The sequence below is a fragment of the Piscinibacter defluvii genome (assembly GCF_004011805.1).
In the GTDB taxonomy this organism is placed as follows: Bacteria; Pseudomonadota; Gammaproteobacteria; order Burkholderiales; family Burkholderiaceae_C; genus Piscinibacter; species Piscinibacter defluvii.
In genome coordinates, this window is the sequence record NZ_RCHJ01000015.1 from 31,193 (window position 1) to 57,019 (window position 25,827).

The 25,827-nt window shown below is 70.9% G+C and carries 35 protein-coding genes; 23 read left to right on the forward strand and 12 right to left on the reverse strand.

The annotated features are described in order from the left end of the window. The first annotated feature begins 94 nt into the window (after positions 1–94). The 3 genes from D9C15_RS22435 (at position 95) to D9C15_RS22445 (ending at position 4,018) form a co-directional block, all read left to right on the forward strand. Positions 95–2,143 carry a PAS-domain containing protein gene (locus tag D9C15_RS22435; protein ID WP_240668526.1) on the forward strand — a complete coding sequence of 683 codons (2,049 nt, stop codon included), beginning with the start codon at positions 95–97 and terminating at the stop codon, positions 2,141–2,143. A 4-nt stretch (positions 2,144–2,147) separates the two neighbouring features. Continuing rightward, positions 2,148–2,870 (forward strand): response regulator transcription factor, encoded by a 723-nt coding sequence (locus D9C15_RS22440; protein ID WP_128000705.1) that lies wholly within the window; start codon positions 2,148–2,150, stop codon positions 2,868–2,870. A 593-nt stretch (positions 2,871–3,463) separates the two neighbouring features. Beyond that, positions 3,464–4,018: a DUF2796 domain-containing protein gene (locus D9C15_RS22445; protein ID WP_240668528.1), complete on the forward strand. Its 555-nt coding sequence runs from the start codon at positions 3,464–3,466 to the stop codon at positions 4,016–4,018. 43 nt (positions 4,019–4,061) lie between these two features. Here the strand turns inward: D9C15_RS22445 and D9C15_RS22450 are convergent, their stop codons facing one another. Next, on the reverse strand, positions 4,062–4,943 hold the full coding sequence (locus tag D9C15_RS22450; RefSeq protein ID WP_128000706.1) for an HDOD domain-containing protein: 882 nt from the start codon (positions 4,941–4,943) through the stop codon (positions 4,062–4,064). A 124-nt stretch (positions 4,944–5,067) separates the two neighbouring features. On the opposite strand from D9C15_RS22450, the gene D9C15_RS22455 reads away from it, so the two are divergent. Further along, a complete protein-coding gene (locus tag D9C15_RS22455) occupies positions 5,068–5,382 on the forward strand; it encodes a hypothetical protein (RefSeq protein ID WP_128000707.1) in 315 nt (104 codons plus the stop codon). Positions 5,383–5,419: 37 nt separating this feature from the next. Here the strand turns inward: D9C15_RS22455 and D9C15_RS22460 are convergent, their stop codons facing one another. The 4 genes from D9C15_RS22460 to D9C15_RS22475 all read right to left on the reverse strand — a co-directional run bounded on the left by D9C15_RS22460 (position 5,420) and on the right by D9C15_RS22475 (position 8,264). Beyond that, positions 5,420–6,169 (reverse strand): MBL fold metallo-hydrolase, encoded by a 750-nt coding sequence (locus D9C15_RS22460; protein ID WP_128000708.1) that lies wholly within the window; start codon positions 6,167–6,169, stop codon positions 5,420–5,422. An 18-nt stretch (positions 6,170–6,187) separates the two neighbouring features. After that, positions 6,188–7,015 carry a cupin domain-containing protein gene (locus D9C15_RS22465; protein ID WP_128000709.1) on the reverse strand — a complete coding sequence of 276 codons (828 nt, stop codon included), beginning with the start codon at positions 7,013–7,015 and terminating at the stop codon, positions 6,188–6,190. A gap of 22 nt (positions 7,016–7,037) precedes the next feature. Beyond that, positions 7,038–7,757: a sigma-70 family RNA polymerase sigma factor gene (locus D9C15_RS22470; protein WP_128000710.1), complete on the reverse strand. Its 720-nt coding sequence runs from the start codon at positions 7,755–7,757 to the stop codon at positions 7,038–7,040. A 78-nt stretch (positions 7,758–7,835) separates the two neighbouring features. Beyond that, on the reverse strand, positions 7,836–8,264 hold the full coding sequence (locus D9C15_RS22475) for a cupin domain-containing protein (protein ID WP_128000711.1): 429 nt from the start codon (positions 8,262–8,264) through the stop codon (positions 7,836–7,838). Between the two features lie 137 nt (positions 8,265–8,401). On the opposite strand from D9C15_RS22475, the gene D9C15_RS22480 reads away from it, so the two are divergent. From D9C15_RS22480 to D9C15_RS22555, 16 genes are all read left to right on the forward strand, one after another. Next, positions 8,402–8,872 carry an SRPBCC family protein gene (locus D9C15_RS22480; protein ID WP_128000712.1) on the forward strand — a complete coding sequence of 157 codons (471 nt, stop codon included), beginning with the start codon at positions 8,402–8,404 and terminating at the stop codon, positions 8,870–8,872. 116 nt (positions 8,873–8,988) lie between these two features. After that, complete coding sequence (nifB, locus tag D9C15_RS22485) at positions 8,989–10,578, forward strand: nitrogenase cofactor biosynthesis protein NifB (RefSeq protein WP_128000713.1); 1,590 nt, start codon at positions 8,989–8,991, stop codon at positions 10,576–10,578. A gap of 25 nt (positions 10,579–10,603) precedes the next feature. Then, positions 10,604–10,798 carry a 4Fe-4S binding protein gene (locus tag D9C15_RS22490; RefSeq protein WP_128000714.1) on the forward strand — a complete coding sequence of 65 codons (195 nt, stop codon included), beginning with the start codon at positions 10,604–10,606 and terminating at the stop codon, positions 10,796–10,798. 2 nt (positions 10,799–10,800) lie between these two features. Further along, positions 10,801–11,190, forward strand: a complete 390-nt coding sequence (locus D9C15_RS22495; RefSeq protein ID WP_128000715.1) for a HesB/IscA family protein — start codon at positions 10,801–10,803, stop codon at positions 11,188–11,190. Between the two features lie 149 nt (positions 11,191–11,339). Next, complete coding sequence (locus tag D9C15_RS22500; protein ID WP_128000716.1) at positions 11,340–11,912, forward strand: hypothetical protein; 573 nt, start codon at positions 11,340–11,342, stop codon at positions 11,910–11,912. A 9-nt stretch (positions 11,913–11,921) separates the two neighbouring features. Beyond that, the gene (locus D9C15_RS22505) at positions 11,922–12,623 is read left to right on the forward strand and encodes a 4Fe4S-binding leucine-rich repeat protein (protein ID WP_128000717.1); all 702 of its coding nucleotides are present in this window, start codon (positions 11,922–11,924) and stop codon (positions 12,621–12,623) included. Continuing rightward, positions 12,616–12,963: a nitrogen fixation protein NifZ gene (locus D9C15_RS22510; protein ID WP_128000718.1), complete on the forward strand. Its 348-nt coding sequence runs from the start codon at positions 12,616–12,618 to the stop codon at positions 12,961–12,963. The genes D9C15_RS22505 and D9C15_RS22510 overlap by 8 nt, the downstream gene beginning before the upstream one ends. A 9-nt stretch (positions 12,964–12,972) precedes the next feature. Beyond that, positions 12,973–13,275, forward strand: a complete 303-nt coding sequence (locus D9C15_RS22515) for a nitrogen fixation protein NifZ (RefSeq protein ID WP_128000719.1) — start codon at positions 12,973–12,975, stop codon at positions 13,273–13,275. Further along, entirely contained in the window at positions 13,272–13,595 is a 324-nt protein-coding gene (locus tag D9C15_RS22520) for a DUF3024 domain-containing protein (protein ID WP_128000720.1), read from the forward strand. Before D9C15_RS22515 ends, D9C15_RS22520 begins: the two co-directional genes overlap by 4 nt. Next, entirely contained in the window at positions 13,592–14,755 is a 1,164-nt protein-coding gene (locus tag D9C15_RS22525) for a cysteine desulfurase family protein (RefSeq protein WP_128000721.1), read from the forward strand. The genes D9C15_RS22520 and D9C15_RS22525 overlap by 4 nt, the downstream gene beginning before the upstream one ends. Further along, positions 14,752–14,964: a putative nitrogen fixation protein NifT gene (nifT, locus tag D9C15_RS22530; protein WP_128000722.1), complete on the forward strand. Its 213-nt coding sequence runs from the start codon at positions 14,752–14,754 to the stop codon at positions 14,962–14,964. Before D9C15_RS22525 ends, nifT begins: the two co-directional genes overlap by 4 nt. A 1-nt stretch (position 14,965) precedes the next feature. Further along, the gene (locus D9C15_RS22535) at positions 14,966–15,214 is read left to right on the forward strand and encodes a DUF6129 family protein (RefSeq protein WP_128000723.1); all 249 of its coding nucleotides are present in this window, start codon (positions 14,966–14,968) and stop codon (positions 15,212–15,214) included. A 32-nt stretch (positions 15,215–15,246) separates the two neighbouring features. After that, the gene (locus D9C15_RS22540; protein WP_128000888.1) at positions 15,247–16,410 is read left to right on the forward strand and encodes a DegT/DnrJ/EryC1/StrS family aminotransferase; all 1,164 of its coding nucleotides are present in this window, start codon (positions 15,247–15,249) and stop codon (positions 16,408–16,410) included. Between the two features lie 8 nt (positions 16,411–16,418). Beyond that, complete coding sequence (locus D9C15_RS22545) at positions 16,419–17,258, forward strand: SIR2 family NAD-dependent protein deacylase (RefSeq protein WP_128000724.1); 840 nt, start codon at positions 16,419–16,421, stop codon at positions 17,256–17,258. Between the two features lie 18 nt (positions 17,259–17,276). Next, positions 17,277–17,582 carry a 2Fe-2S iron-sulfur cluster-binding protein gene (locus D9C15_RS22550; RefSeq protein ID WP_128000725.1) on the forward strand — a complete coding sequence of 102 codons (306 nt, stop codon included), beginning with the start codon at positions 17,277–17,279 and terminating at the stop codon, positions 17,580–17,582. An 18-nt stretch (positions 17,583–17,600) separates the two neighbouring features. Continuing rightward, positions 17,601–17,969, forward strand: a complete 369-nt coding sequence (locus D9C15_RS22555) for a ribonuclease HepT family protein (protein WP_128000726.1) — start codon at positions 17,601–17,603, stop codon at positions 17,967–17,969. 159 nt (positions 17,970–18,128) lie between these two features. On the opposite strand, the gene D9C15_RS22560 is transcribed toward D9C15_RS22555, so the two are convergent. Beyond that, on the reverse strand, positions 18,129–19,349 hold the full coding sequence (locus tag D9C15_RS22560) for an esterase/lipase family protein (protein WP_128000727.1): 1,221 nt from the start codon (positions 19,347–19,349) through the stop codon (positions 18,129–18,131). Between the two features lie 308 nt (positions 19,350–19,657). Here D9C15_RS22560 and cspE point away from each other — a divergent pair, with 308 nt between their 5' ends. Next, positions 19,658–19,870, forward strand: a complete 213-nt coding sequence (cspE, locus tag D9C15_RS22565) for a transcription antiterminator/RNA stability regulator CspE (RefSeq protein WP_112190595.1) — start codon at positions 19,658–19,660, stop codon at positions 19,868–19,870. Between the two features lie 98 nt (positions 19,871–19,968). Further along, positions 19,969–20,259: a hypothetical protein gene (locus D9C15_RS22570; protein ID WP_205854875.1), complete on the forward strand. Its 291-nt coding sequence runs from the start codon at positions 19,969–19,971 to the stop codon at positions 20,257–20,259. A gap of 29 nt (positions 20,260–20,288) precedes the next feature. On the opposite strand, the gene D9C15_RS22575 is transcribed toward D9C15_RS22570, so the two are convergent. From D9C15_RS22575 to D9C15_RS22600, 6 genes are all read right to left on the reverse strand, one after another. Next, complete coding sequence (locus tag D9C15_RS22575) at positions 20,289–21,350, reverse strand: trypsin-like serine peptidase (RefSeq protein ID WP_310734488.1); 1,062 nt, start codon at positions 21,348–21,350, stop codon at positions 20,289–20,291. A gap of 274 nt (positions 21,351–21,624) precedes the next feature. Next, the gene (locus D9C15_RS22580) at positions 21,625–21,861 is read right to left on the reverse strand and encodes an FmdB family zinc ribbon protein (protein WP_128000728.1); all 237 of its coding nucleotides are present in this window, start codon (positions 21,859–21,861) and stop codon (positions 21,625–21,627) included. A gap of 11 nt (positions 21,862–21,872) precedes the next feature. Continuing rightward, entirely contained in the window at positions 21,873–22,799 is a 927-nt protein-coding gene (draG, locus tag D9C15_RS22585) for an ADP-ribosyl-[dinitrogen reductase] hydrolase (RefSeq protein ID WP_128000729.1), read from the reverse strand. Then, a complete protein-coding gene (locus tag D9C15_RS22590) occupies positions 22,789–23,616 on the reverse strand; it encodes an NAD(+)--dinitrogen-reductase ADP-D-ribosyltransferase (RefSeq protein WP_205854876.1) in 828 nt (275 codons plus the stop codon). The genes draG and D9C15_RS22590 overlap by 11 nt, the downstream gene beginning before the upstream one ends. Beyond that, entirely contained in the window at positions 23,613–24,206 is a 594-nt protein-coding gene (locus tag D9C15_RS22595) for a hypothetical protein (protein WP_128000730.1), read from the reverse strand. The genes D9C15_RS22590 and D9C15_RS22595 overlap by 4 nt, the downstream gene beginning before the upstream one ends. 13 nt (positions 24,207–24,219) lie before the next feature. Then, complete coding sequence (locus tag D9C15_RS22600) at positions 24,220–24,636, reverse strand: group II truncated hemoglobin (protein ID WP_128000731.1); 417 nt, start codon at positions 24,634–24,636, stop codon at positions 24,220–24,222. A gap of 283 nt (positions 24,637–24,919) precedes the next feature. On the opposite strand from D9C15_RS22600, the gene nifH reads away from it, so the two are divergent. Beyond that, positions 24,920–25,801: a nitrogenase iron protein gene (nifH, locus tag D9C15_RS22605; protein ID WP_128000732.1), complete on the forward strand. Its 882-nt coding sequence runs from the start codon at positions 24,920–24,922 to the stop codon at positions 25,799–25,801. The last annotated feature ends 26 nt before the right edge of the window (positions 25,802–25,827 follow it).

Sequence of the window (25,827 nt, forward strand, 5' to 3'; positions counted from 1 at the left end):
GTCTGTCTCCTTTGCCTGGCTGATCGGCTCTCTGCAGGCCGTGGGGAGAAGAATGGACGATGACCTTTGCACCACTTCCGAACGAATATGACGAATGTTTGCGTCACCGGTTGCATGCGAGTCCGGGCTCCTAGAATTTCCTCACCCCACGCTGAGCCACCAGGCGCCGTACGCCATGCCCACGCCAGACACAGATGACCGGCTCGCGCGCTACGAGTCGCTGCAGGCCGCACTCGACCTGATCGACCAGGGCTTCACGCTGATCGACCAGGACCTGCGCCTGGTGGCCTGCAACCAGGCCTTCCTGCGCCTGCTTGACTTCCCCGCATCGCTCGCCTACACCGGCGCCCCCTTCGAGGACTTCATCCGCCACAACGCCGCGCGCGGCGAATACGGTGCGGGCGACGCCGATGCGCATGTGGCCGAGCGCGTGGCTGCCGCCCGCCGCTTCGAGCCGCACGACTTCGAACGTGTGCGCCCGTCGGGGCAGGTGCTGCGGGTCAAGGGTGTGCCGGTGCCGGGCATCGGCTTCATCACGCTGTACTCCGACATCACGGCGAGCAAGCAAGCCGAGGCACAGATCCGGCAGGACGCGGCGGAGCTTGAGCGGCGCGTGGCCGAACGCACCAGGGAGCTTCGCCTGTCGGAAGCTCAAATGCGGCTGATCACCGACAGCCTTCCGGTGCTGATCGGCTACTTCGACCATCGCAAGACCTATCGCTACATCAACCATGGCTACCAGCAGTGGTTCGGTTTGGACCCTCAGCGGCTCGACCGCGTGAGCGCTCGCTCGTACCTGGGAGACGCTACCTATGAGGCGATCCGGCCCAACGTGGCGCGCGCGCTGGCCGGCGAGCCGGTGACCTACGAGTACGAGGTACGCTGCGTCGACGGCCGCGCGCGCACCGCGCGCACGACCCTCGTGCCCGAGCGGGCGTCCGACGGCAGCGTGATCGGATGCTTTGAGCTGACCTTCGACTTCACCGAACTGCGCCGCACGCAGCAGCAGCTCGCGCAGGCCGAGAAGATGGAAGCCCTGGGCCAGCTCACGGGTGGCATCGCGCACGACTTCAACAACATGCTGACCGTGATCATCGGCAACCTGAGCGCATTGCGGGACCGGGTGGGTGATGGCGAGGATTCGGCAGAGTTCCTGGACCCGACCCTGGCGGCCGCGCGGCGCGGCGCCGATCTGATCCGCGCACTGCTCGGCTTTGCACGCCGCCGGCCGCTGGATGCCGGACCGGTAGACATCAGCCCGCTGGCGCACACGGTGGTGAAGCTGTTGCGGCGCTCGCTGCCCGACGGCATGAAGCTCGAGGTCGACGCCGGAGAGGCCCCGCTGCGGGCCTGGGCCGATGCCAGCCAACTGCAGGACGCGTTGGTCAACATGATCCTCAACTCGCGCGACGCCAACGCGCGCCGCATCACGGTGCGCGCCGCGCCGGCGGTGCTGCTGCCCGAGCGCGCGGCCGAACTGCATGCCGCCCCAGGTGCCTATGTGCGCATCGACATCGCTGACGACGGCCACGGCATGGACGCCGCCACACGCTCGCGCGTCTTCGAACCGTTCTTCACCACCAAGCGCCAAGGGGCTGGCACGGGCCTGGGCCTGTCGATGGTCTACGGCTTCGTGCGCCAGTCGGGCGGTGCGATCGACATCGCGAGCACGCCAGGCCGCGGCACCGTGGTGTCGTTTTGGCTGCAGGTGTCTGCGGGCGCCGAGCGCGCCGATGATGTCGACCACTCCCTTGACGCAGCCGTTCCCGCGCCTGCCGCCGGGCCCGCACTCGCGCTCGCGCTACTGGTCGAGGACGACCCCGACGTGCGCAAGGTGGTTCGGCGCTCGCTGATCGACCTGGGCTACGCGGTCGTCGAAGCGGAAAACGGCGCCGAGGCGCTGCAGCTGCTGGACCAGACGCCGCAGATCGCGCTGCTGTTGTCCGACGTGGTGATGCCTGGCCCGGTGGATGGCCGAGAAGTCGCCCGGCACGCTCTGGCGCGGCACGTACCGCGCGTGGCCTTGATGAGCGGCTACGCGCCCGGCGAGACCGGCGGTGGCCCGGAGGGCGTGCCCATGCTGGCCAAGCCCTTCACCCATCGACAGCTGATCGACCTGCTGCGCCAGCCCGCGCGCAGTTGAATCTGTGAACGAGTCCAAACGCGCGCGGGTGTTCGTCGTCGAGGACGACCCCGATGTGGCACGCCAGGTTGCACGCACCCTGCAGGAGTTCGAATTCGTCACGCAAGAGTTCCGCGACGGCGCGGCGGTGTTGCGGCGGCTGGCGACCGAGCGGCCCGACCTGTGCATCGTCGACCTCGGTCTGCCGGACATGGACGGCATGGAGCTGGTACGCGAGATCGCTCGCCGTTGCGACTGCGGCGTGCTGATTCTCACTGGCCGCGGCTACACCGCCGACCGCGTGATGGGGCTCGAAGGCGGCGGCGACGACTACGTGGTCAAGCCCTTCGAGCCGCGCGAGCTGGTGGCGCGCGTGCGGAGCATCCTGCGGCGCCGCGGCACGGGCGGCGTCACAGGCGCAGCGCCTGGCCTCCAACGCCGCTTTGCGCACTTTGGCGACTGGACCCTCGACTGCGCAGCCAACACGCTTTGCAGTCCCAGCGGCGATCAGCACGTGCTCGGCACGGCAGAGGCGCGGGTGCTGCGTTGCTTTCTTGAACGGCCGCATCAGATACTGACGCGCGAACAGCTCGAGGGCACGCGCGACCTTTCGCCGTTGGACCGGAGCATCGACGTTCGCATCTCGCGGCTGCGCAAGCGGCTCGAGCCCGATCCGCAAAATCCCAGGATCATCAAGACGGTCTACGGCGCCGGCTACATGTTCTCGGCCACAGTCGAGTGGTCCTGAAGCGTAATGGCGGGGCTGGCCAGAAAGTCGAGATTCGCCAGCACCAACCTGGGGCGACTACGGACGGATCTGAGAACCATCAAGCGGTTCCATGGATATAGCTGACTGCTGTGCCGTGCGACCGTCAACGTCAGGTTTCGGAGCTCGCCGCCATTTGGCAGGCAAACGCGGCCGACGGCTGCCAGTGTTGAAGGATCGCTCACGTCGAAACGGCTGAGGTCCGTTGATGGCCGTCCAGCGCCTGTGAAGATGCGCTGCTGTTCGATCGGGAGAACCCTACTGACAAATGCGATTCGCTCGCAACTTCTCTGGGTGACTTTTGGGTGACTTTCCTGGGCGGAACTGTCCAAAACAGGGCAAAATGGATAGGAACAGACGGCTTCAACCCCTGATAAATCAACAACTTAGCGGTGTGGCCGAAACTACGAACCAAGGGGTCGTGGGTTCGAATCCTGCCAGCCGCGCCAACTCATCGCGACAGGGTCAACGGGTTGGATGCTTCGGCATCCAGCCCGTTTTTCTTTGCCTGGGGTAGCCTGGGGGGCCGCAGACCGGCTTCCCGCCCATAGCTCGCACTTCTTCCGGAAGCATCCATGGATCGAACCCATTGCATTCGGCCGGCCATGGTGCTGGCACTGGCGGTCGCCTGCACCTGCGGCAGCGCGGCACGGGCGGCCGGCAAGGCGCACGAACACGGCGCCCTGAGGCTCGACGTGGCGGTCGACGGCCACACGCTGACCATCGCGATGCAGGCGCCGCTGGACAACCTGCTCGGTTTCGAGCGCGCCCCTCGCACCGAGGCCGAGCGCAAGGCTGCCGCCGACATGCTGGCGCGCTTGCGCAGTCCGGACCGCGCCCCGCCCCTGTTTGCGGCGGATGCCGCCGCGCAATGCAGCCTGAGCCGGGCCGAGGTGTCAGCGCCCGTGCTCGAGCCCGGTGCCGGCGCCGCGGCCAAGGACGAACACGCCGACCTGGATGCCGACTACGAGTTCAGCTGCGCGCGGCCGGGTGAGCTGCGCAACCTGGACGTCGGGCTGTTCGAGGCCTACCGACGCATCCAGCGCATCGATGTGCAGGTGGCCGGGCCGACGGGCCAGGCCAAGGTGACCCTGAAGCGGCCGGCACGCAGCGTCAGGCTGCTGCGCTGAGCCGGTCCTCGCCTCGGCCCTCGGCCTGCTGGCGCTTGCCGCTTCAGGCCAGCACCGCGCGTTCGGCCAGTTCGTCGCGCCAGGCGTCGATGTCGGCCGCGGCGATGCCCAGCCAGTCCAGCGCCGCCGGGTGGAAGCGGGCCCACTCCGGCTCGGGCGGAAGGCTGTTCTGACGCGCCACCAGCATGTCGGCCACCAGCCCGGCGGCCAGCAGCGTGTGCACCTCCGGTTCGATGCCCGGCTGGCCGAGCGACTCCAGGCTGTGGTGCAGCCGGATCGCCGCCACCACCGGCGCGGCGAGGTGCCAGCAGCGCGCCGTCAGCGCGCCGACCACGGCATGGTCGGTGCGGTGGTTGGCGTTCTCGGTCTCGACGAAGCTGCGGTCGCGGCGCGCACGCGCCTCCATCATCGTGCCGGCGTAGCCGCGCACACTCTGCATCAGCACCGGCTGGCCGACGTGGCAGAACAGTCCGAAGCCGTAGGCCAGGTCGGGCGACAGCCCGGGCAGGTGGCGGGCGATGCAGGCCAGCGTCTCGGCGCGCTGCGTCGAGTGCTCCCAGAAGCCCTCGAGCAGCGGGCTGCGCACCGGAATCGCATGGCGTGCAAGAAAGGCGCGCATCAGCGCGGCGCTGCGCTGCAGGCCGAGCCGGTTCATCGCCTGGCCGGCCGACGAGACCGGTGGATCGGCGGCGAACAACGCGCCGTTGGCCTGGCGGATCAGCGTGGCGGCCATGGCCACGTCGGCCTGGGCGATCCGCGCGACCTCGTTCAGGTCGGGCTCGACCGTCGCCATGACCCGCTCGAGCCGGGTGAGCAGCTCGGGGCAGGGCGGCACCACGATCTGCTGCAGCGGGCCACGCCGGCGGGCGTGGTCGATTTCACTCTCGATGGCGGCCATGCCGCTGGGGATGAAGGCGGAAGACATCGGCGCTCGCAGGCAGGGGGGCCGGGACGGCTTGCTCGGTTGTCGGCCGGCCGGCGCCGATCTTGAGCCCGCGGCCGCCCGACTGCGTAGACTGTGGTCCACGTCACGTCGCCCCGCCGCCACCATGAGACCGACCGTCCGCCTGAGCTTCGGCCCCACCGACATCCACTGCCACGTGCCGGAAGGCGCTGCACCCGGCGCCGTCGAGGACGCGCGCCGCTGGCTCGACGACCGCTTCGTCGCCTACGAATGCGAACCGACGAACCCGCTCGGCAAGGTGTTGACGCGGGACAAGCTGGTCGTGCTGGCCGAGGCGATCGGCGCGCGCGGATTCGAGGCCGACGAGGCGCTGCGGCTCGAGTTCGCGCGCGCGGCGACCACGCTGCTGGGCAGTGCGTCGGTGCACATCGACGTCGACGCGCGCACCGTGTCGTTCTGAACCGCGGGTGTCCGCAGGGACACCCGCGCGCCCGGGCTCAGCCCTGAGTGCTCTCGGTCATGCGGTGGCAATAGGCCTGCAATTGCTCCGGCAGGTCGGTCGGGCACACGCCACATTGCCGGTTGCCCGGCACGGCGTGGTCGATGAACTTCGGGTAGGGCAGGTTCAGCCCGGCCATCAGGGCCTCGAACTCGGCCTGGCTGCGGCCCTGGCCGAGGCGCGGGTTGCGCGCCTTCTCCTGCCCGATCGAGGAGACGCGGCGGCCCTGGTAGTCGTGCCCCGGGTAGACCAGCTGCTCCTCGGGCAGTGCGAACAGCGTCTGCGTCACGCTGCGGTACAGCACGGCGGCGCTGCCGTTCTGGAAGTCGGTGCGGCCGCAGCCGTCGATCAGCAGCGCATCACCGGTGAACACGCGCTCGCCGGCCACGTAGGCGAAATGCCCGTCGGTGTGGCCGGGCGTGTGCAGCGGGCGGATCGACAGGCTGCCCAGCGTCACCAGCTGCTCGTGTTCGATGCCGAGGTCGGTGCAGGGCAGTCGCTCCAGCGCCGGCATGCCGATGCGGCTGCCGACGCGCTCCTTCAGGTGCCGGGCCCCGGTGATGTGGTCGGCGTGGATGTGGGTGTCCAGCGTCAGGGCGAGCGTCAGGCCGAGTTCGTGCAGAACGGCCAGGTCGCGCTCCAGGCTGTTGACCACCGGGTCGATCAGCAGCGCCTGGCCGGTGTGCTCGCAGGCGATCAGGTAGGTGTAGGTGCTCGACAGGGGTTCGAAGAGCTGGCGGAAGATCATCGCGGCACGGGGCGCTCCTCAGGAGCGGAAGCGCAGGTCCAGGTCGCCGTGAGCATAGATCACCACGCCGGTGTCGGTCTCCGTGATGCGGTGCCCGGTGCCGGCCGGGGCGAGCTGGTAGTCGCCCTCGCGCAGCAGCAGGTCGTCGAGGAACAGCTCGCCGCGCACCATCAGGCATTCCTCGTCGTGGCCATGGTCGTGCAGCGGCACGCTCGCGCCGGGCTGCGCGAGGTAGAGCAGCGCGGCCTGCCCGTCGCGCTGCCACAGCACGCGGCGCCGGATGCCGGCTGCGAACTCGGGCCAGCCGGCCTGCGCGTCGTGCACGGTGAAGGGCACGTCGCCGGGGCCGGCGGGCGCGTCGCTCTCGCGCAGGAACACCCGGGCGCCTTCGGCCGAGGCCAGCCGCGCGGTCGCCGCCGGGGCAGGGTCGACGTGGTAGTCGCGCTCGCCGAGCGTCGCCTCGCCCAGGGTGACGCAGCCGCGCAGCACCAGCCACTCGCGGTGCACGCCCGGGCCCGGGCCGGCCCAGGCCGCGCCGGGCGCGAGGTCGATCAGCCGCGCGCGCAGCGGCTCGCCGGGGCGCAGCCGCGCGCCCGCGTCGTGCTCGTACAGCGTCACGGCCTGAACGCCGTCGGCCAGCGCCAGCGGGGCGCAGCGCGCGATGCGGCGCGTCACCATGGCCTGCGCGGCGGCGCGCGAGGCGGCCAGGCGGCCGAGCAGGCGAGCGCGCAGCGCGTCGGCGGGCAGCGCCGGGGCGGTGTCGACCAGGCTCAGCAGCGGTGCCAGCGCCGGGTCGATCGGTTCGGGTGCGGGGACGATGGGCAGCGGGGTGTCGGGCTTGTTCATGGCCGGTTCCTGATGGCGCGGCTCAGGACGCCAGCGCCCAGGCGCACTCGTCGCCGAGGATCTGGCGCAAGGTCTGCAAGGCGCGGCGGATCTGCGATTTCACCGTGCCCAGCGGCAGGCGGGTGTGGTCGGCGATCTCCTCGTGGGTCAGGCCGCGGAAGAAGGCGAGCGAGACCAGCTGGCGTGGCTGGGCGCCGAGTTGCAGCAGCGCCTGGTGCAGGTCGGCATGCCGGCGGGCCAGCTCGAGCAGCTCGTCGTGGCCGGCACGCTCGTCGGCGACCTCGGTGCCGGGCCCGTCGTCCAGTGCCTCGTGGCGGAAGCGCGCCTCGCGGCGCAGCGCGTCGATGGCGCGCGAGCGGGCCATCGCGAGCAGCCAGGTGATCGCCGCGCCGCGCGCCGGGTCGAAGCGCGGTGCCTGGCGCCAGACCTGGAAGTAGGTGTCCTCCACCACCTCCTCGGCCAGCGCCTCGCGCCGCACGATACGCCGCACCAGGCTGTAGACCCGCGCGACGGTGGCGTCGTAGAGCGCCGCCAGCGCCCGCTCGTCCTGCTCGACCACGGCCTCCAGCCAGCGCACCAGTTGCGCCTCGTCGGCGGCGGCGGGCAGGGCACGCGGGCCGGGGCCCTCGTCCGCCACCGGCTCGCCAGCGCCATGCGCGAGGGCCTCGGGGTCGTCGAGCGGGTCGAGCGGAAACGCCGGATCGGGACCGGGCTCGCCCGGTTCGATGCTTGCAGCGTTCATGCAGCCACCTTGCCTTTCCCGGCGCGCGGGCCGGATGTCTCCGATCGCGGGCTCTACGCAGCCGCGCGCCGGCTGGATTCAACCGATCAGGTCTTCCACCCCGGGCGCCGCGCCGCGCAGGAAGATGACCGCACCGGTGTCGCTGCGCACCGAGGCGTGCAGCGCGCCGCGGTGCGCCAGGTGATAACCGCCCGGGCCGACCTCGAGCTGCGAGCCGACCTGCAGCCGGCCTTCCAGCACCACGCATTCCTCGTCGATCGGGTGCCGGTGCGGCGGCAGCGCCGCGCCGGGCGCCAGCCGCAGCAGGTACGACAGCACGCCCTCGTGCTCGCGCAGCACCTTGATCTGCACGCCGTCGAGGAAAGGCTGCCAGTCGCCGCCCTCGGCGGGAACGGTCAGGTGCGTGGTGTCGGCATCGGCGACACGTTCCATCAGCCGGCGGCGGATGCCGCGGGCCTGGGCGCGGCCCAGGCGCAACGGGTCGGTGTCGGGGTCGGAGGAAGGCATGTCGGCGCTACGGAAGGACGTCCGGACTGGATTCAATCCCCTGCGGCGCCCGGGGGGGAAGAGGCCGTACCCTGAATCCGCGCCGGCCGGCGGGCCGTACGCCGCGGCATGTCCCGTCCGGGCCGAGGAGCCCCACCATGACCCGATTCGACCTGGTGAGCCATTGGCGCATCCCCGCACCGGTGGAGCCCGTCTGGGCCGCCCTGGCCGACCCCGACGGCTGGCCACGCTGGTGGCCGCACGTGCGCGAGGTGCAGATCCTGCGCGCCGGCGCGCCCGACGGGATCGGTGCGCTGCGCCGCATCCGCTGGGGCACGCTGCTGCCCTACGAGATCGTCATCGAGGTCGAGGCGATCGAGTCGGTGCGCCACGAGCGCCTGCGCGGCCGCTCGCGCGGCCAGTTGCACGGCGAGGGCCTGTGGCTCCTGCGCGCCGGCCCGGGCTGGACCGACGTGACCTATGTCTGGCGGGTCGAGCCGACACGCTCCTGGATGCGCTGGCTCGCCCCGCTGCTGGCGCCGCTGTTCCGCTGGAACCACGCCGGCGTGATGCGCGCCGGCGAGGCCGGGCTGCGGCGCCACCTCGCGCCGGTGTCGGCTTTGTCGTGATCCGCACAGCCGGCCGCACCCGGCCGGCAGCGCTAAGTGCTTGATGCGATTGGCATCGGCGCTTGGCACAGCTCTCGCAATGCAGACCGCATCACGAACGGATGGCGGGGTGCGGAATGAGCAATGCGGCTTTCGTGTCGATCGGCGACCTGCGCAAGGGTCGCCCCGTGTTGAGCCCGACGATCGAAACCCCCGCCACCGGCGGCGGCTGCGGCAGCAGCGGCGGCGCGGGCAAGTCGAGCTGCGGCTCCTCGGGCGGCCCGGACGACATGCCCGCCGAGATCTGGGACAAGGTCAAGAACCACCCCTGCTACTCGGAAGAGGCGCACCACCACTTCGCGCGCATGCACGTGGCCGTCGCGCCGGCGTGCAACATCCAGTGCAACTACTGCAATCGCAAGTACGACTGCAGCAACGAATCGCGCCCCGGCGTCGTGAGCCAGAAGCTCACGCCCGACCAGGCAGTGAAGAAGGTGCTCGCGGTGGCCAGCGAGATCCCGCAGATGACGGTGCTGGGCATCGCCGGCCCGGGCGACGCGCTCGCCAACCCGAAGAAGACCTTCGAGACCATGCGCCAGCTCACCGAGAAGGCGCCGGACATCAAGCTGTGCCTCTCCACCAACGGCCTCGCGCTGCCGGAGATGGTCGACGAGATCTGCAAGCACAACATCGACCACGTGACGATCACGATCAACATGGTCGACCCCGAGATCGGCGCCAAGATCTACCCGTGGATCTTCTGGGACCACCGCCGCGTCACCGGCGTGGAGGCCGCCCGCATCCTGCACGAGCAGCAGATGAAGGGCCTGGAGATGCTCACCGCGCGCGGGGTGCTCACCAAGATCAACTCGGTGCTGATCCCCGGCATCAACGACGCGCACCTGATCGACGTGAACCGCGAGGTCAAGAAGCGCGGCGCCTTCCTGCACAACATCATGCCGCTGATCAGCGAGCCCGAACACGGCACGCACTTCGGTTTGACGGGCCAGCGCGGCCCGAGCGCGCAGGAACTCAAGGCCGTGCAGGACGCCTGCGCCGGCGGCGCGAACTTGATGCGGCATTGCAGGCAATGCCGCGCCGATGCGGTCGGTTTGCTGGGCGAGGACCGCAGCGAGGAGTTCACGCTCGACAAGATCGAGCAGATGGAAATCGTCTACGACATCGACAAGCGCCGTGCCTACCAGCAGAAGGTGGAGGCCGAGCGCGAGGCGCAGCACCAGGCCAAGGTGGATGCACTGGCCGACGCGTGGGACGAGTCGCTCGCCGGCGGCGACATCAAGGTGCTGGTGGCCGTGGCGACCGAAGGCGGCGGCAAGGTCAACCAGCACTTCGGCCACGCCACCGAGTTCCAGATCTTCGAGGTGAGCGCGAAGGAAGCCCTCTTCGTCGGCCACCGCCGCGTCGACCTCTACTGCCAGGGCGGCTACGGCGAGGACGAGCAGCTGCCCTCCATCGTCTACGCGATCAACGACTGCCATGCCGTGCTGGTGTCCAAGATCGGCGCCTGCCCGCGCGACGAGCTGAAGGCCGCCGGCATCGAGCCGGTGGACGCCTACGCGCACGAGTTCATCGAGAAGGCCGCGCTGTCCTGGTTCGCCGACTACCGCCAGCGCCTCGCGCGCGGCGAGATCGTGCACCAGGCGCGCGGCGATGCCCGCATCCGACAGGGTGCCTACACCGGCGGCGAACAGGCCGCCGCTGCCTAGCCAGTTCTTTGACAAGGAGACCGCCATGGCCCTGAAGATCATCGCCTCCATGTGCACCGGCTGCTCGGCCTGCGAGCCCGAATGCCCCAACGTCGCGATCCGCGAGAAGGGCGGCACCTTCATCATCGACCCGGCCAAGTGCACCGAGTGCGAAGGCCACTTCGATGCACCGCAGTGCATCGCGGTCTGCCCCGTCGACGGCTGCATCAAGAAAGCCTGACCATGCTCACGCCCCGTATCGAAGTCACCCCCGCCGCCGAGAAGTTCATCCGCCGCATGGTGCGTTTCTCCGAGCACCCGACCGGCGGCTTCCGCCTCACGGTGACCCCCGGCGGCTGCTCGGGCTACTCGAGCGAGTTCAGCGTCGAGTCCGCGCTGCGCGAGGGTGATGCCGAGGTGCTGGTCGGCAGCACGCGCCTGTTCCTGCCGGCGCAGAGCCGGCTGCTGCTGGACGGCGTGACGATCGACTTCACCGAGACGCCCACCTCCGCCGGTCTCGCCTTCATCAACCCGAACCAGGCGGCCTGCGGCTGCTCGAGCTCGAGCGAGGCGGCGCCGCCGGCAGAGACGGCGGTGTCCGTGGGGTCGATCAAGCGCATGGTCAAGGCGTGACATGGAGCCCCCAAGCTCGCTTTCGTTCGCTACCCCCCGAGGGGGCCGCCCGCCGGCGGACCGGCAGAGCCGGTTCCGCGGCGGGGAGCTTGGTCTGGCCTGCGTGCTTCAGGCGCCGAGGGCGGCGATCGCCGCCATGGGAGGCTGAGATGCATGCGGCCGACGGCTTCGACGACGCGGTGCTGGGTCACGGCTTGAGTCCGGCCGCAGAGGCCGCACTCGCCGAGGCCGGCGCCTGCCGCAGTAGCGATCCGCCGGCGGCGATGCTCGCGCTGATGCGCGCGCAGGCGCTCGCGCCGGAGCATCCGGCGGTGCTGATCGCGCTGTACCGGCACCACTTCTACGGCCACCGGCTCGCGCCGGCGCGCGACGTGGCGCGCCGCGCGCTCGTGGTCGCGGCCGAGGCGCTCGGCCTGCCGCGCGTCTGGCGCGAGGTGCCCAAGCAGCCGCTGCCGGACGCGAAGACCGATGCGCGCTCGCGCTTCTACCTCTTCGTGCTCAAGGGCTACGCCTACCTCAGCCTGCGCCTGGCCGACGAGGTGGAGGCGCGCGACGCCCTCGCGCTGCTGGCCGCGCTCGACCCGGACGACCGGGTCGGCGGCTCGCTGCTCGAAGCCGTGCGCGTGCGGGCGCTGGTCGGTGCGGACGACGAGCGCGCCGCCGCCTACGCCTCCGGCGCCGCCGCCTGGGCGATGGCCCGCACCGGGATGCTGCCGGCCTGAGGCACGACCATGGACAGCAGCGCCGCCGCCTGGAACGACATCCCGGTGCGCGACTGGCTGGGCCAGCCGGTCGACTGCGCGGCCTGCGCGCACCACGCGCTGCAGGCCGAAGGCGGCTGCCGCCCCGGCCACAGCTGCATGCAGGACGCCTACGCGCGCCGCATCGACCGCTTCTTCCGCACCCACCCGGCGCTGGCCGGCGGGCACCTGACGCATCCGTACTTCGAGGTGCGGGCGATCGCCGCGCGGCATGCCGAGATCTTCCTGCTGCCCGGCCTGGTGAACGACCCGGACGAGACCGTGCGCCTGCAGGTCGCGCTGCGCATCCCGCAGCGCTGGCTGAGCCGGATGCGCAGCGACCCGCACCGCGAGGTGCGCATCCGCGTCGCGCAGCGCCTGGCCGAGGCCGAGCTGCCGGCGATGCGCGCCGACGCCGACTACCAGGTGCGCGAGACCGTCGCGCGCCGCCTGCCCGCCGCGCTGCTGCACACGATGACCGGCGACGCCGATGCGCAGGTGCGCCGCGAGGTCGCGCGGCGCCTGCCGATGCCCGCGCTGCTGCGCCTCGTCGACGACCCGGCCGATGTGGTGCGTCGCGTGGTCGCCGAACGACTGCCGCTCGCGCTGCTGCACCTGCTCGAGGGCGACGCCGACGTGATCGTGGCGCACACCGTCGCCACGCGCCGCACCGAGGAGGCCGCGCATGGCTGACATCGCCCGTGACGACGACGTGATCGAGATCGCCGCGCCGCCGCGCTTCGGCATGGGCGAACGGGTGATCAGCCGCAGCGTGATCCGCAACGACGGCACCTACACCGGCCGCGACATCGGCGAGGTGCTCGTGAACAAGGGCGAGATCGGCTACGTGCGCTCGATCGGCACCTTCCTGCAGCAGTTCTACATCTACGCCGTCGAGTTCGTCGACAGCCGGGTGCAGGTGGGGATGCGGGCCAAGGAGCTGTGCACGCTCGACCATCTGCCGCCCGAGGTGATCGCGCTGCTGCAGGAGCGGCTGGGCGATGACGTCGCGCGCCTGAACGACCTGCGCTAGGAGAACGCCATGAGCACGCCGAACCTGCCGCCCGAGATCCGACTGCCCCGCTACGACTGGGGCCTCGAGGTCACCGCCGCCGTCGACCTCTACAACGACGGCAGCCTGCCCGACATCCCCGAGGACGCACTGCTGATCGCCGCCGGCGGCCCCGGCGAGATCGTGCAGGTGGGCCGGCACGAGGAGGCCAACGTGCCGCTGTACCTGGTCGATTTCGGCCTCGTCGTGCTGGGCTGCCTGGAAGAGGAGATCACTCCCCGCGGCGCCGCCGCGCCCGGCCCGCGCCCCGGCGTGATGGAGGCGCTGCCGTGAATGCGCAGCGCGTGGTCGCGTTCGAGGCGGCGCGCATCCAGCGCTCGCTGCGCGAGCGGCTGCGCTACCGCTACGTGCGCCCGCACGTCGAGCGCGAAGGCGAGGGCTGGAAGATCGTCAGCCCGAACTGCTCGCGCAACATCGACCCGCAAGGCGGCGAGATCGACATCGCCTGGTTCGAGCCGCTGCCCGCCGGCCGCTGGCTGCTGCACGCGCGCGACCATGCGTCCGCGGCGTGGCGGCCGGTGTGCGGCACGCGCGACCTGAGGTCGGCGCTCGAGATCGTCTGTGCGGACGAGAGCCGGGTGTACTGGCCATGACGGTCTACTTGGATCACAACGCCACCACGCCACCGCTGCCGGCCGTGCTGCAGGCGATGGCGCAGGTGCAGGCCGAGCACTGGGCCAACCCGTCGTCGACCCACGTACCCGGTCAGGCGGCGCGACAGGCGATGGCGCAGGCGCGTGCGCGCATCGCGGCCTTCCTCGGCTGCAAGCCCGCCGAGCTGGTGCTCGGCAGCGGCGCCACCGAGGCCAACCACCACGCCGTGCTCGGCGCACTGCAGTCGCGCGCGGGCGAGGGCCGGCGGCGCTGGCTGCTCTCGGCCGTCGAGCACCCCGGGCTGATGGCGCTGGCCGCGCACCTGCAGCAGCAGGGCGTGCCGGTGACGCGCGTGCCGGTGGACGGCACCGGCCGGCTCGACCTCGCCGCGCTGCGCGCCGCGCTCGGCCCGGACGTGGCGCTGCTCAGCCTGATGGGCGCGAACAACGAAACCGGCGTGTGCATGCCGCTCGCGGAAGCCGTCGCCCTCTGCGACGCCGCGGGCGCCTGGCTGCACGTCGACGCGACGCAGCTGATCGGCAAGAGCCCCTTCCGATTCGCGGGCAGCGGCATCGACCTGCTCAGCGCTTCGGCGCACAAGCTGAACGGGCCGAAGGGCGTGGGCACGCTCGTCGTGCGCCAGGGCCTCGCGCTGCCGGCGCTGCTGCACGGCCGCCAGGAGCGCCAGCGCCGCGGCGGCACCGAGAACCTCGCCGGCATCGCCGGCTTCGCCGCGGCCTGCGACGCCCACGCGGCCGACCTGCCCCACGAACTCGAACGCCTCGCGCGCCTGCGCGACCGGCTCGAAGTCGCGTTGCTCGACGCGCTGCCCGGCGTCCACGTCGTCGGCCGCGCCGCGCCGCGTGTGCCCAACACGCTGTGCCTGCGCTTCGCCGAGCTCGATGCCGACCCCGTGCTCACCCGCCTCGAACGCGCCGGCGTGGTCGCCTCCTCCGGCGCGGCCTGCAGCGCCGGCGGCACCCAGCCCAGCCACGTGCTGCTCGCGATGGGCGAGAGCCCCGCGCATGCCCGGGGCGGCATCCGCTTCTCGCTCGGCCGCACGACGACCGAGGCGCACATCGATACCGCGATCGCCGCCATCGTGCGTGCGCTCGCCCCGCTTCTGGAACCCACCGCTTCCCTGGAGAGCGCCGCATGAAAGTCATGATCCGCAAGACCTCGTCCGGCGCGCTGTCGGCCTATGTGCCGAAGAAGGACCTGGAGGAACCCATCGTCAGCCAGGAACTGCCGGGCCTGTGGGGCGGCACGGTCACGCTCGCCAACGGCTGGCAGCTCGCGCTGCCGGAGATGGCCGAGGGCACGAGCCTGCCGATCACGGTGGAAGCCCGTCGCCTCGCCGGAGACTGACGTGAACGGTGACCTGCTCGCCGAAGCCCTGGCGCTGGCCGACGCCGCGCCCGGCGTGCGCGAGGCCGCGAGCGCCTTGCGGCAGCGCCTGCCGGGGCTGCGCATCGTGGTCGTCGACGCCTTCGACATGCGCGACGAGAAGCCTGCGGCCCGTGGCGCACGCCGCGCGCTCTACCTCGGCGCGAGCGACGGCCACTGCTGGCAGGTGACCGACGACCCGGCGGCCGCGCGCGGGCTGTTCGTCTGCTGAAGGAGGCCGCCGTGACCGACGACGACCTGAACGTGCCCGAGGAACCGCTGCACCTGTCCGAGCCCGACGTCGGCGAGGTCGAACGCGAACTGGTGCAGGCCGCGCTCGCGCAGCCGCGGCTCTCCGCGGGCCGCATGGTGGAACACTTCGAGCAGCGCTTCGCCGCGCACGCGGGCCGCGCGCACGGGGTCGCTGTGGCCAGCGGCACCCTGGGCACCCTGCTGCTGCTGCGCGCGCAGGGCCTCGGGCCCGGCGACACCGTGATGGCCTCGCCCTACGGCTGGCACCAGGTGCCGCACGCGATCGCGCTCGCCGGCGCGACGCCGCTCTTCACCGAGATCGACTACTGGTCCGGCTGCGCCGACCCGGTGCGCGCCGAGCCGCTGCTCGGGCCGCAGGTCAAGGCCGCGATCGTCGGCAACGTCAACGGCCACCCGGCCGCGTGGGCGGCCTGGCAGCGCCTGGCCACGCAGCACGGCCTGTTCCTGATCGAGGACTCGACCGAGGCGATCGGCTCGGTCTATGCCGGCACGCGCGTCGGCGGCTTCGGCGACGCCGCGGTGTTCGACTTCTCGCAACCTTCGGCGCTGTGTTGCGGCGAGGGTGGCATGGTCGTCACCGACGACGAGGCGCTCGCACGCGAGCTGCGCACCCTGCGCGCGCGCAGCCTGGCGGACCGCCGCTCGGTCTCGATCGGTGCGCGCGTGCCGCTGCAGTGCGGCCTCTCCGAGCTCGCCGCCGCGCTCGGCGCTGCGCAGCTCGCGCGCCTGCCCGAGCTGCTCGAGCGGCGCCAGCAGGTCGAGGCCTGGTACCTCGAGCAGATGCGCAGCTTCGAGGGCATCAAGCCGCCCTACGTCGGGCCGGACGTCGACGCGGTGCACTGGATGCTCTACGTCGTGCACCTCGGCAAGCGCTTCACCGCGAGCGCCTGCGACCAGATCGTCGAGGACCTGGCCGAGGAGGACATCGAGGCCGCGCGCTACTGCCAGCCGCTGCACCAGCAGTTCCACTACCAGCAGCCGGGCGCCGCCGAGGGCGGCGCCCGGCGCGGCCAGTTCCCGCTCACCGAGCGCATCGCCGACCGCGCGATCGCGCTGCCCTTCCATGCCGGGCTGACGGCCGACCACGTGAAGTTCATCGTCAAGACGATGAAGGACTCGTCGGTCAACGTCGGCGCCGGCGCCGCCATCTACTGAGAACCGCGATGACGACCACCTTCGACCACCTGCCGCCGCAAGTCGCCGCCGGCCTTGCGGCGGGCACGCTCGCGCCCTACCTCGGCCCGGGCCTGCTCTCGCTGTGCGAGGGGCCGCTGCCCCCCGCCGACCCGCTCGCGCTCGCCGCAACGCTTGCGGCGCGCAGCTCGGTGCCGGGCAAGATCCGCACGCGGGTCACGGCGGTGGCGCAGTTCATCGAGAACTTCAAGCACCGCAAGACGCTCGTCGGCCTGATGGGCGAGGCCTTCGCCACCGCGCCGGCCCCGTCGCCGCTGCACCGCTGGCTGGCCGCGCTGCCCGCGCCGCTGATCGTCGACACCTGGTACGACGACACGATGCGCCGGGCGCTCGCCGCGCGCAGCGACTGGGCCGAGGTGCAGGGCCTGAGCCAGAGCGAACACTTCGGCAGCTGGACCGGCTGGTATGGTGCCGACGGCACGGCCGTCGAGGGGCCGGTGGCCGCGCGCACCGTGTTCTACAAGCCCTGGGGCGGCCACGCGCCGGCGGCGAACTACCTGGTGTCGGACAGCGACTTCGTCGAGGTGCTGACCGAGATCGACATCCAGACGCCGATCCCGGCGCTCGTGCAGCAGCGCCGCGCGTCGCTCGGCTTCGTGTTCCTCGGCTGCCGCTTCAACGACCAGCTGCCGCGGGCCTTCGCACGCCAGATCACCAAGCGCAGCGGCGGCCCGCACTACGCCGTGCTGCCCGGCGAGCCCACCCGCATGGAGCGCCGCTTCCTCGAGGAAGCCGGCATCACCCGCATCGACCTGCCGCTGGCCGAGGTGGCCGCGGCGCTGACCGGCCAGCACGCCGTGGCCGCCTGAGAACGGAGCCCCACCACCATGACGACCCTCACCCTGCTGCCGGCCGGCAAGACCTTCGAGGTCGCCTCCGGCATCTCGCTGCTCAAGGCCATGCTCGACGCCGGCGTTCAGCTCGCCACCAAGTGCGGCGGCAACGCCAGCTGCGGCGCCTGCCACGTGTTCATCCAGGAGGGGCGCAAGACGGTCTCGCGCACCACGCCGGCCGAGAACGCCAAGCTCGACACGCTCGTCGGCGTGGGCAGCAAGTCGCGCCTCGCGTGCCAGGTGGTGCTGGGCACCGAGCCGGTGACGGTGGAACTGCCCGGCGCGCTCTCGGGCTACTGAGCGCCCGGCCGCGACGGCATGTACCAGCGCTCGCTCCACGACATCGTCGTCGACACCGGCCGCGCGATCCAGACGCTCACGAGGGAGATGCAGGGCGAGGACGAGCTCTTCGCCAGCACGCTCACGCTGCGCGCCGTCGAGGCGCAGCTGTTGATCATGGCCCACACGCTGGGCAACGTGACCCCGCTGCTGCACCGCCGCCTCGCGCCGCTGGACTGGAACGGCTGGGCCGCGCTGCACGACAAGCTGCGCCGCGGCGTCCAGCCGCGCCGCGAGGAGATCTGGTATGCGGTCAGCGCCCTGGTGCCGCAGACCTTGGCGTTGCTGGAGGCGCTGCGCAAGCGCGAGCCGGGCTTGTTCGCGTGGGACTTCTCAGCCGGAGCCTGAGCAAGGCCGGCTCCCGACCCGTGCCGCCCGGGCACACCCACGGCGGGCGTTGTTCTCGCACAGGCTCGATCCGGAACGGTCGCCCGACACCTGCACGCCCGGCGCGCGGCCAGGGTGCACCCTGTCGTCTCACCGAGGAAGTGCCCGGGCAGGGCATCGTCACGTCAACCAGTGGCGGAGTCGGTCATAGACCTCGGTGCTGGACAGCAAGTCAAGGTGACCAGTCTCGAATACCACCGCCTGACGGTCCGGATCGAATGCGAGGCACCGCTCAGGGTTCTCGTGCTGGCCCAGCGCGCTGGCAACCGGGACCAGGCCATCGCCCAGGAGCCGGCTCTTGAGGTGACCGCCCGACGGCCCCAGGCTCGCGGCGATGGCATAGCAGCGGGTCCGTTCCGGCAGAGGCACGGGCGTGAACTCGTGCGTGCCGAACTGGTCGGGCGGGACGTTGACGATGTTCCCATGCCGCAGGTCATTGATGCCGGCGCTGCGAACCTTGCCCAGGCGTGCCAGGGGCGCCGCATAGGGCAGGGCCGCGAGCAGCCGGTCGACGCCGTGACCGGCGCGCTCGAGCGGCGCACCCTGGTGCGGCGTGCCCAGGCAGACCAGGTCGTTCAGCCGCGCAGGCCAGCGCAGGGCGTTGCGCTGGATGAGGGCGCCGTGGTGCAACGCGCTGCGCGCGACGAGTCCGCCCATGCTGTGCCCGATCATCACCAGGCGCTCGATCGGCACCGGCCACCCGTCGTAGAGCTGTTCCATCAAGGCGGCCAGGATGCGGCCATTGGTCGACACGCTCAGACCGCTGTTGTAGTGAAGGTAGACCGGCGTGTATCCAAGGTCCCGAGCCAGCGCCTCGCCATGATCGTGATCGGCACGACGCCACTGCAGGTCGTTCATGCACAGCCCGTGCAGGAGTACGGCCACCCTCGGTGTCGCGCCGACAAGTCGCGAACGCAGCGCGTACCGCTCCATCGGCAGCGGCTGACCGGCACGACGAAATGCCATGGTGATCGCCAGCGGGTTGTCGGTTGCGGCCAGGTGGTCGCCGAGCACGCCGTTGAGCGCCGCCACGATGGCCTCCCGTTCGGGCCGCGGCGGCTGGCGTGGATCCGTGGCGGCAAGCGCCGGTGCCAGCCAGCCGAGCAGGGCTTCTGCCGTGCCGCCGACCACGCGTGTGACGCCGCGCACCGATTGATAGACCACACCCGTGATGCCGCCCGCGCGTTCTGCCGGCGGATCATCATCACGGCTGGCAATCCGCAGCGGGTTGGCGATGCGCGCATGCATCGCCTCGACCAGGCTCGTCAAGCCCGAGACGGCATCCGCGGTCAGTCGCACGGCGCCGCGCAGATCGGCAGCTTGCAGCAGAGGTTGTGTCATGGGGCAGTGTGCGCGCTGCCCGGCTGCGCCGCAAGTCGTCGAAGCGCGCCGGCTTGTCTGACCCGAAGCGGGCCACACCGCACAGGCGCCGGTTCACATGGCCGGCGCCGAGGTGCCGGAAAAGAAAGTGCGGCACTGGGCGCCGCTTTCCTGTACCATGGCTGGGCTGAAATGCACGAGACCATCCGATCCTAGGTCTTCGCTCCTCAACGGCGTTCTGCCGGCGGTCGAATCCCCTCTTGAAGATTTTCTTGGCGTCTCTTCGCCTGGCGCGCTGTTGCGTCCGGCAACTTCGAAAGGATTTCGATATGACTACCCAAACCGGCACCGTGAAGTGGTTCAACGAGGGCAAGGGCTTCGGCTTCATCGCCCCCGACGACGGCGGCAAGGACCTGTTCGCCCACTTCAAGGAGATCCAGGGCAGCGGCTTCAAGACGCTGACCGAGAACCAGCGCGTGGAGTTCGAGGTGACCCAGGGCCAGAAGGGGCCGCAGGCCTCGAGGATCCGCAGCCTCGGCTGACACCCCTGCACGATCCGCCGAAGGTCGGGCATGACCCGGCCTTCATCGACGAAAGCGCGGCCTGGCCGCGCTTTTGTCCTTCTGCCCAAGGGGTCCGCATGAAGAATCTCCAGGAAGCCACCGAGCGGATCTGCGAACTCAAGGGCAGCCTGGTCGCGCTCGATGCGCTGGTGCCGGCGCTGATCGATGCACTTCCGCCGTCGGCACGCGAGACGATGCTGGCCATCTTCGAGGCCCGTGCGGAAGCGGCGCGAACGGTGCTGCTGCACGCCGACATCTCGGACGTCGTCCTGTCGACGTTCGAGCGCGATGTCGAGCGCAATCGCGAGCTGCTCCGGCTCAAGCGGCCTGCAGGCGCGTCCTCAACGCGCCGCGCCGGGTCTGCCTGAGGGTGGCGGCGCCGGCAGGGGGCGCCGGATCACGGGCTGTCAGCGGTGAGCGTGAGCAGGATGTCGGCGTACCACGCGCAATTGAGTCCGAGCGACTCGTCTTGAGCGACGTCGCGGGTCGCCATGTCCATGCGGCTCGAGTGCACGCCCAGCAAGCACCACCGGGGAGCGCCATCGTTGGCGGATTCGGCCCTGGCCAGCACGGGTGACCCGCTGCTGCCACGGTGCATGCGTGCATCGGTGAGGAAGAAGCCCTGGCCCTGGAATCGCACGCCGAAGTGAGAGGCGATGCTCGCCTGGCGTACCACCGGCAGGTGGTGCACCGTGTCGAAGAAGCCGAGCGGAAAGCCTGGGATCGCCAGCCGGTCGCCCACCTCGAACAGGTCGAACGCAACCGACAGGTGCTGCGGACCGAAGGCCTGGACCACGCTGCTCGAAGGCATGGCATTGCGGTCCAGTTCGAGTGCGGCCACGTCGACTTCCCCGCCGCTGTCGCGCGCCTGACGCCAGACGGCGGCTCCCTCGCGATACAGCAGGATGGACAGCGTGGCCAGCCGCGTCAGGTCCCGCTGGTCGGTGTGCACCTGGATCTCGATGCGGTCGGGGGCATGCCCGCTGGGGGCATCGAACAGCACATGCCGGCTGGTGACGAGGAACAGGCGGCCGTCGCGCTCGAAGAAGAAACCACTGGCCGAGGTCAGGCCCGTGGCGCCCGCGAACGTGAGCACGCGGGTGACGCCGAAGAGCGTCTCGTCCCGCACGCGGCCGCGCTCGGCCACGCTGCCTGCCGGTCCGTCCGGAGGCTCCTTGAACGACTCTTGCGCGACGCGGCCCTGCTCCCACGCGTCGCGGCGGCTGGCCCACATCGCCTGGCTCTCCCCGGTCGATGGAGGCTGATTGATGGCATCGAGCATCGGATTCGCCTCCCGGGGCTCGCCGCGTGCGGCCGCCTTTGCGCCCTGACGCTGCAACTCGGCGCTCTCGCTGTCCCTGCTGCCGGCCGCGGCACGCGGTGCCGCGAGCAAGGAGGGGTCGGGCGCAGCCTCGGCCGGCGGGGCGGCGGCCTCGTGATCCGGTGGATCGGAAGACATCGGGCAACTCCAGTCGAGGACTGTCCCGTCAGGGGCGACGCTTCCGCCGGTGGCGCTCCAAGGGGGGCATGGTGGGGCGGCATCGCTTCGACAGTCGCCCCGTGGACGGCATCGTACCCGATGGGTCCGGCCGAGCTTCGACGATGGACGATGCGGCTGTCCGGAGAAGCAGGGCCGGGCCGCTGGCGCTGCCCATGGCGGGCCGTCTCCGGGCACATGTTCCAGCCATTCCGTCACGCCGACGGCCCTGGCGGCGCCAGACCGGCCGAGGCCGCTACTTCGGCAACTTCGCCCGCTCTGCCTTCGAGTAGTGGCTGAAGTGCCCTTCCTTCGCGGCCTGCCGCCGCGCGCCCGCGATCAGCGCGGCACTGGTTCCGGCCGGTGCGATGCGCGACAGCTGCCGCTCGACGGTCGTCGCCCGGCAATGCGGGCAGGCCGGCACGGTGCCGGAGCGCACCAGCAGCTCGAAATCGGCGTGGCAGGCGGGGCAGTGGTAGTCGTACAGGGGCATGGCCGGGGTCCTCAGCAGGAAGTCGGGTCGAGAGCGAGCGCGAGCAGCGAACTGGCCTGGTCGGTCACGGCGCGTCGGGTCGCGGCGTCGAGCCGTGCGAGCCAGCGCGCCGGCAGGGCCTGCACGCCGTGGCGCGCACCCATCAGCATGCCGACCAGCGCGCCGGTGGTGTCGGCGTCGTCGCCGCGGTTGACGGTCCACACCATCGCGGGCTCGGGCTCGTCGTGGGTCAGGAAGGCGTGCAGCACGGTCTGCACCGTGTCCACCACGTAGCCGCTGGCACGACCGGGGTAGGGCATGCAGGCGAACACGGGCCACTGCAGCAGCCAGCGGGTGGCCCGGGTGCGCACGGCGTCGATGTCCTCGCCGCGCAGCAGCGCGCGGGTCAGGTGGCCGAGGCCGAGCACCGCGGCGTCCGAGAGCGGATGGTGGTGCGTGATCCTTGCCTGCGCGAGCGCCACGCGTTCGAACGCCGCATCGTCGCCGAGCGTGGCGATCACCGTCGGCAGGTTGCGCATCAGCGCGCCGTTGCCCGCGTCGCCCTCGTTGGGCGCGCCCTGCAGGCTGCCGTCGGCGAGGTAGCGCTGGATGCCACGCCGGCAGGTGTTGCCGCAGTCCACCGGCTTGCCGCGCCACCAGTGCACGAAGTGCTCGGCGACGAGCGTGGTGTCGAACGGGCGGCCGCGGCGTTCGCCCTCGAGCAGCGCATCGCCGAGCGCGAGGCTCATCGTGGTGTCGTCGGTCACCGCACCGGGCGGCAGCTTCAACCAGCCGCCGCCGGTGATCTGGTCATGCAGCCCACCTTCGCGCGCGAAGCGGTGCGCGATCTCGCGCGGGGTCATGAACTCCACCGTCGCGCCGAGGGCATCGCCGAGCGCGAGGCCGAGGTAGGCACCCAGGCAGCGGTCGAGCAGGCGGTGCGGCGACTCAGGGGCCATAGCTGACCTCCACCTCGTAGTCGCCGCCCAGCGCGAGCACCTCGGATTCGCCGCTGAGCGAGGAGGTCGCCAGCAGCCCGGGCACCAGCAGCAGCTTCGCGAGCGGCACCCGGGCGCGCATCACCCAGTCGCCGAAGCACTCGGCCGTCTCGCGCTCGCGCGTGAAGGAGACCAGGTTGTTCAGCCGCACGGTGCAGCGCCGCGCGCGCAGCGAGCCGGCCACCACCTGCGCCTCGCAGTCGCGGCTGCCGCGCCAGAGCGTCGCGTGCGTCCCGTCGCCCAGCAAGGCGAAGCGCGCCAGCATCCACTGGCAGAACTCGAACAGCAGGTCGAGCTGCTGGAAGATGCTGTTGTTGTGGTAGCGGCTCGCGGCCTTCTGCTCGAGGTAGGCCACCCAGGCCGGCGAGGGAAAGTGCGCCAGCGGTGCGCCGTGAAAGGCGGGAACGAGGCCGAAGCGGCTCTCCACCCAGCCCTTGAGCACGGCGCCGGCCGGGCCGTTGGCGTCCAGCCCCCAGCCCTGCAACAGCTTCAGGTAGCTCGAGCGCCAGCGGCGCCGCTCGGGATGCGCAGGCGCATCGCCGGCGGGCCTGGCGAGGCCGAAGGCGACCGTCATGTAGTGCTCGAACACCTCGCGCGCCGCCTCCGGCGTGGCGCAGCGCGCGAGCAGGGCGAACAGGCCGCGGTTGCCCTCGCGCGCACCGCTGACATGCAGCGGCTGCGGGTGTGCATTGAACGCGGCGGAGGCGAGCACGCCGGCCGGCACGCCGACGAGATTCGTCGTGAACCAGCGCTGCGGCTGCTCGCCATGGTCACTCACACAGGGCGGTTCTCGTAGATGTTGCGCACGGGGCCCATGCTGGCAACGCCCTGCTCGTAGGTGATCTTCTCGAACGAGCCCGTGAACGCGAGCGCCTTGTCGGCCACCGCATCGGTCTTCCCCGCGGTGTCGAGCTTCTTCAGGTCGTTCTTCTCGATGTACAGCAGCGCGAGCAGCTCGTTGTAGACGGTCGACTCGTCGATCGGCAGCACGTAGAAGGTGGCGCCGCCGTAGTCGACCTGGTAGCGCTTGCTGATGTCGATGTTGTCTACGAACAGGAAGTACTTGCCCTGCGGCGAGAGCGCGTCGCCCAGCACCTCGGCCAGCAGCGCGATGTACTCGAAGCTGAGCAGGAAGCCGGTGAAGAACGCGATGTAGGGCTCGCCGGCGCGGGCCACCGCGATCACCTGGTCGGAGCTGATCTCCGGCGGCCGGGCCTCGTCGGCGCGCTTCTCGGCGAACTTGAGCGCGAGGTCGCCGCGGAAGCCGATGCGGCCCGGGGTCTTGGTCGGGCCTTTCAGCACGCTGTTGAGCAGCCGGCCTTCGGCGTCGAGGCGGCCGAGGGCGGTGTCGGTGATGGCGAGGGTCATCGTGTTTTCTCCTTCAGTGGGATGGGAGGTTGCGCACCGCCTCCGCCACCTTGGCGAAGGCGGCGAGCAGTTCGGTGCGCAGGGCGGCATCGCCGCAGGTGTCTTCGAGGGCCTGGGTCATGCAGGCCATCCACGCATCACGCGCCGACGCGTCGATCGCAAACGGCGCGTGCCGGCGGCGCAGCTTCGGCGCACCGCGCTGCACGCTGTAGTCCTTGGGGCCGCCGAGCCATTCGGTGAGGTAGCTGACCAGCACGCGCTTCGTGGCCGCGAGGTCGTGCTCGTGCATCGCGCGGATCGTGCGCGCGTCCGCACGCGTGTCCATCGCGCGGTAGAAGGCCTCGACCAGCGCGACCACGGCGGCGTGCCCGCCGAGCCGCTCGTAATGCGGGTTGGCGCGCGTGACCACGGGCAGCTCGTTCGCGTTCATGCATGGCCGTTAGCAACGCCCGTGCCGTCGGCTTTTGTCGGGTTTCGTACATCGCGCGCCTGTCGCACGACAAGCCCGCGGCGCGCACATTGCCCATGAAAAACAAGCACTTGCGACGATCGCGAGGGCTGGCACAACGGTTGCGATGAGGAGGCTGCGCGGAATCCATGTCAGGCCCCGAGGGACCTTCGAAGAAGACCAGATAGGGCACCGAAGCCGGCATGAGAAACCGACGACCGTGGTTTCACTCGTCAACTTCTCATCGATTCAAAGGAACACTGCAATGGCTTCACTGCGTCAGATCGCCTTCTACGGCAAGGGTGGCATCGGCAAGTCCACCACCTCCCAGAACACCCTCGCGGCCCTGGCCGAGATGGGCCAGAAGATCCTGATCGTCGGCTGCGACCCGAAGGCCGACTCCACCCGCCTGATCCTGCACGCCAAGGCGCAGGACACCATCCTCTCGCTCGCCGCCGAGGCCGGCTCGGTGGAGGACCTCGAGCTCGAGGACGTGATGAAGATCGGCTACCGCGACATCCGTTGCGTCGAGTCCGGCGGCCCGGAGCCGGGCGTGGGCTGCGCCGGCCGCGGCGTGATCACCTCGATCAACTTCCTCGAGGAGAACGGTGCCTACGACGGCGTCGACTACGTCTCCTACGACGTGCTGGGTGACGTGGTCTGCGGCGGCTTCGCGATGCCCATCCGCGAGAACAAGGCGCAGGAGATCTACATCGTGATGTCGGGCGAGATGATGGCCATGTACGCGGCCAACAACATCTCCAAGGGCATCCTGAAGTACGCCAACAGCGGCGGCGTGCGCCTGGGCGGCCTGGTCTGCAACGAGCGCCAGACCGACAAGGAACTCGAGCTGGCCGAGAGCCTGGCCAAGATGCTGGGCAGCAAGCTGATCCACTTCGTGCCGCGCGACAACATCGTGCAGCACGCCGAGCTGCGCCGCATGACCGTGCTCGAGTACGCGCCGGAGTCCAAGCAGGCCAACGAGTACCGCGAGCTGGCCCAGAAGATCCACGCCAACGCCGGCCAGGGAACCATCCCCACCCCCATCACGATGGACCAGCTGGAAGACCTGCTGATGGAGCACGGGATCATGAAGACGATCGACGAGAGCCAGGTCGGCAAGACCGCGGCCGAACTCGCCGCGTAAGCAACACGAACTGCCCAGGAGCAAGA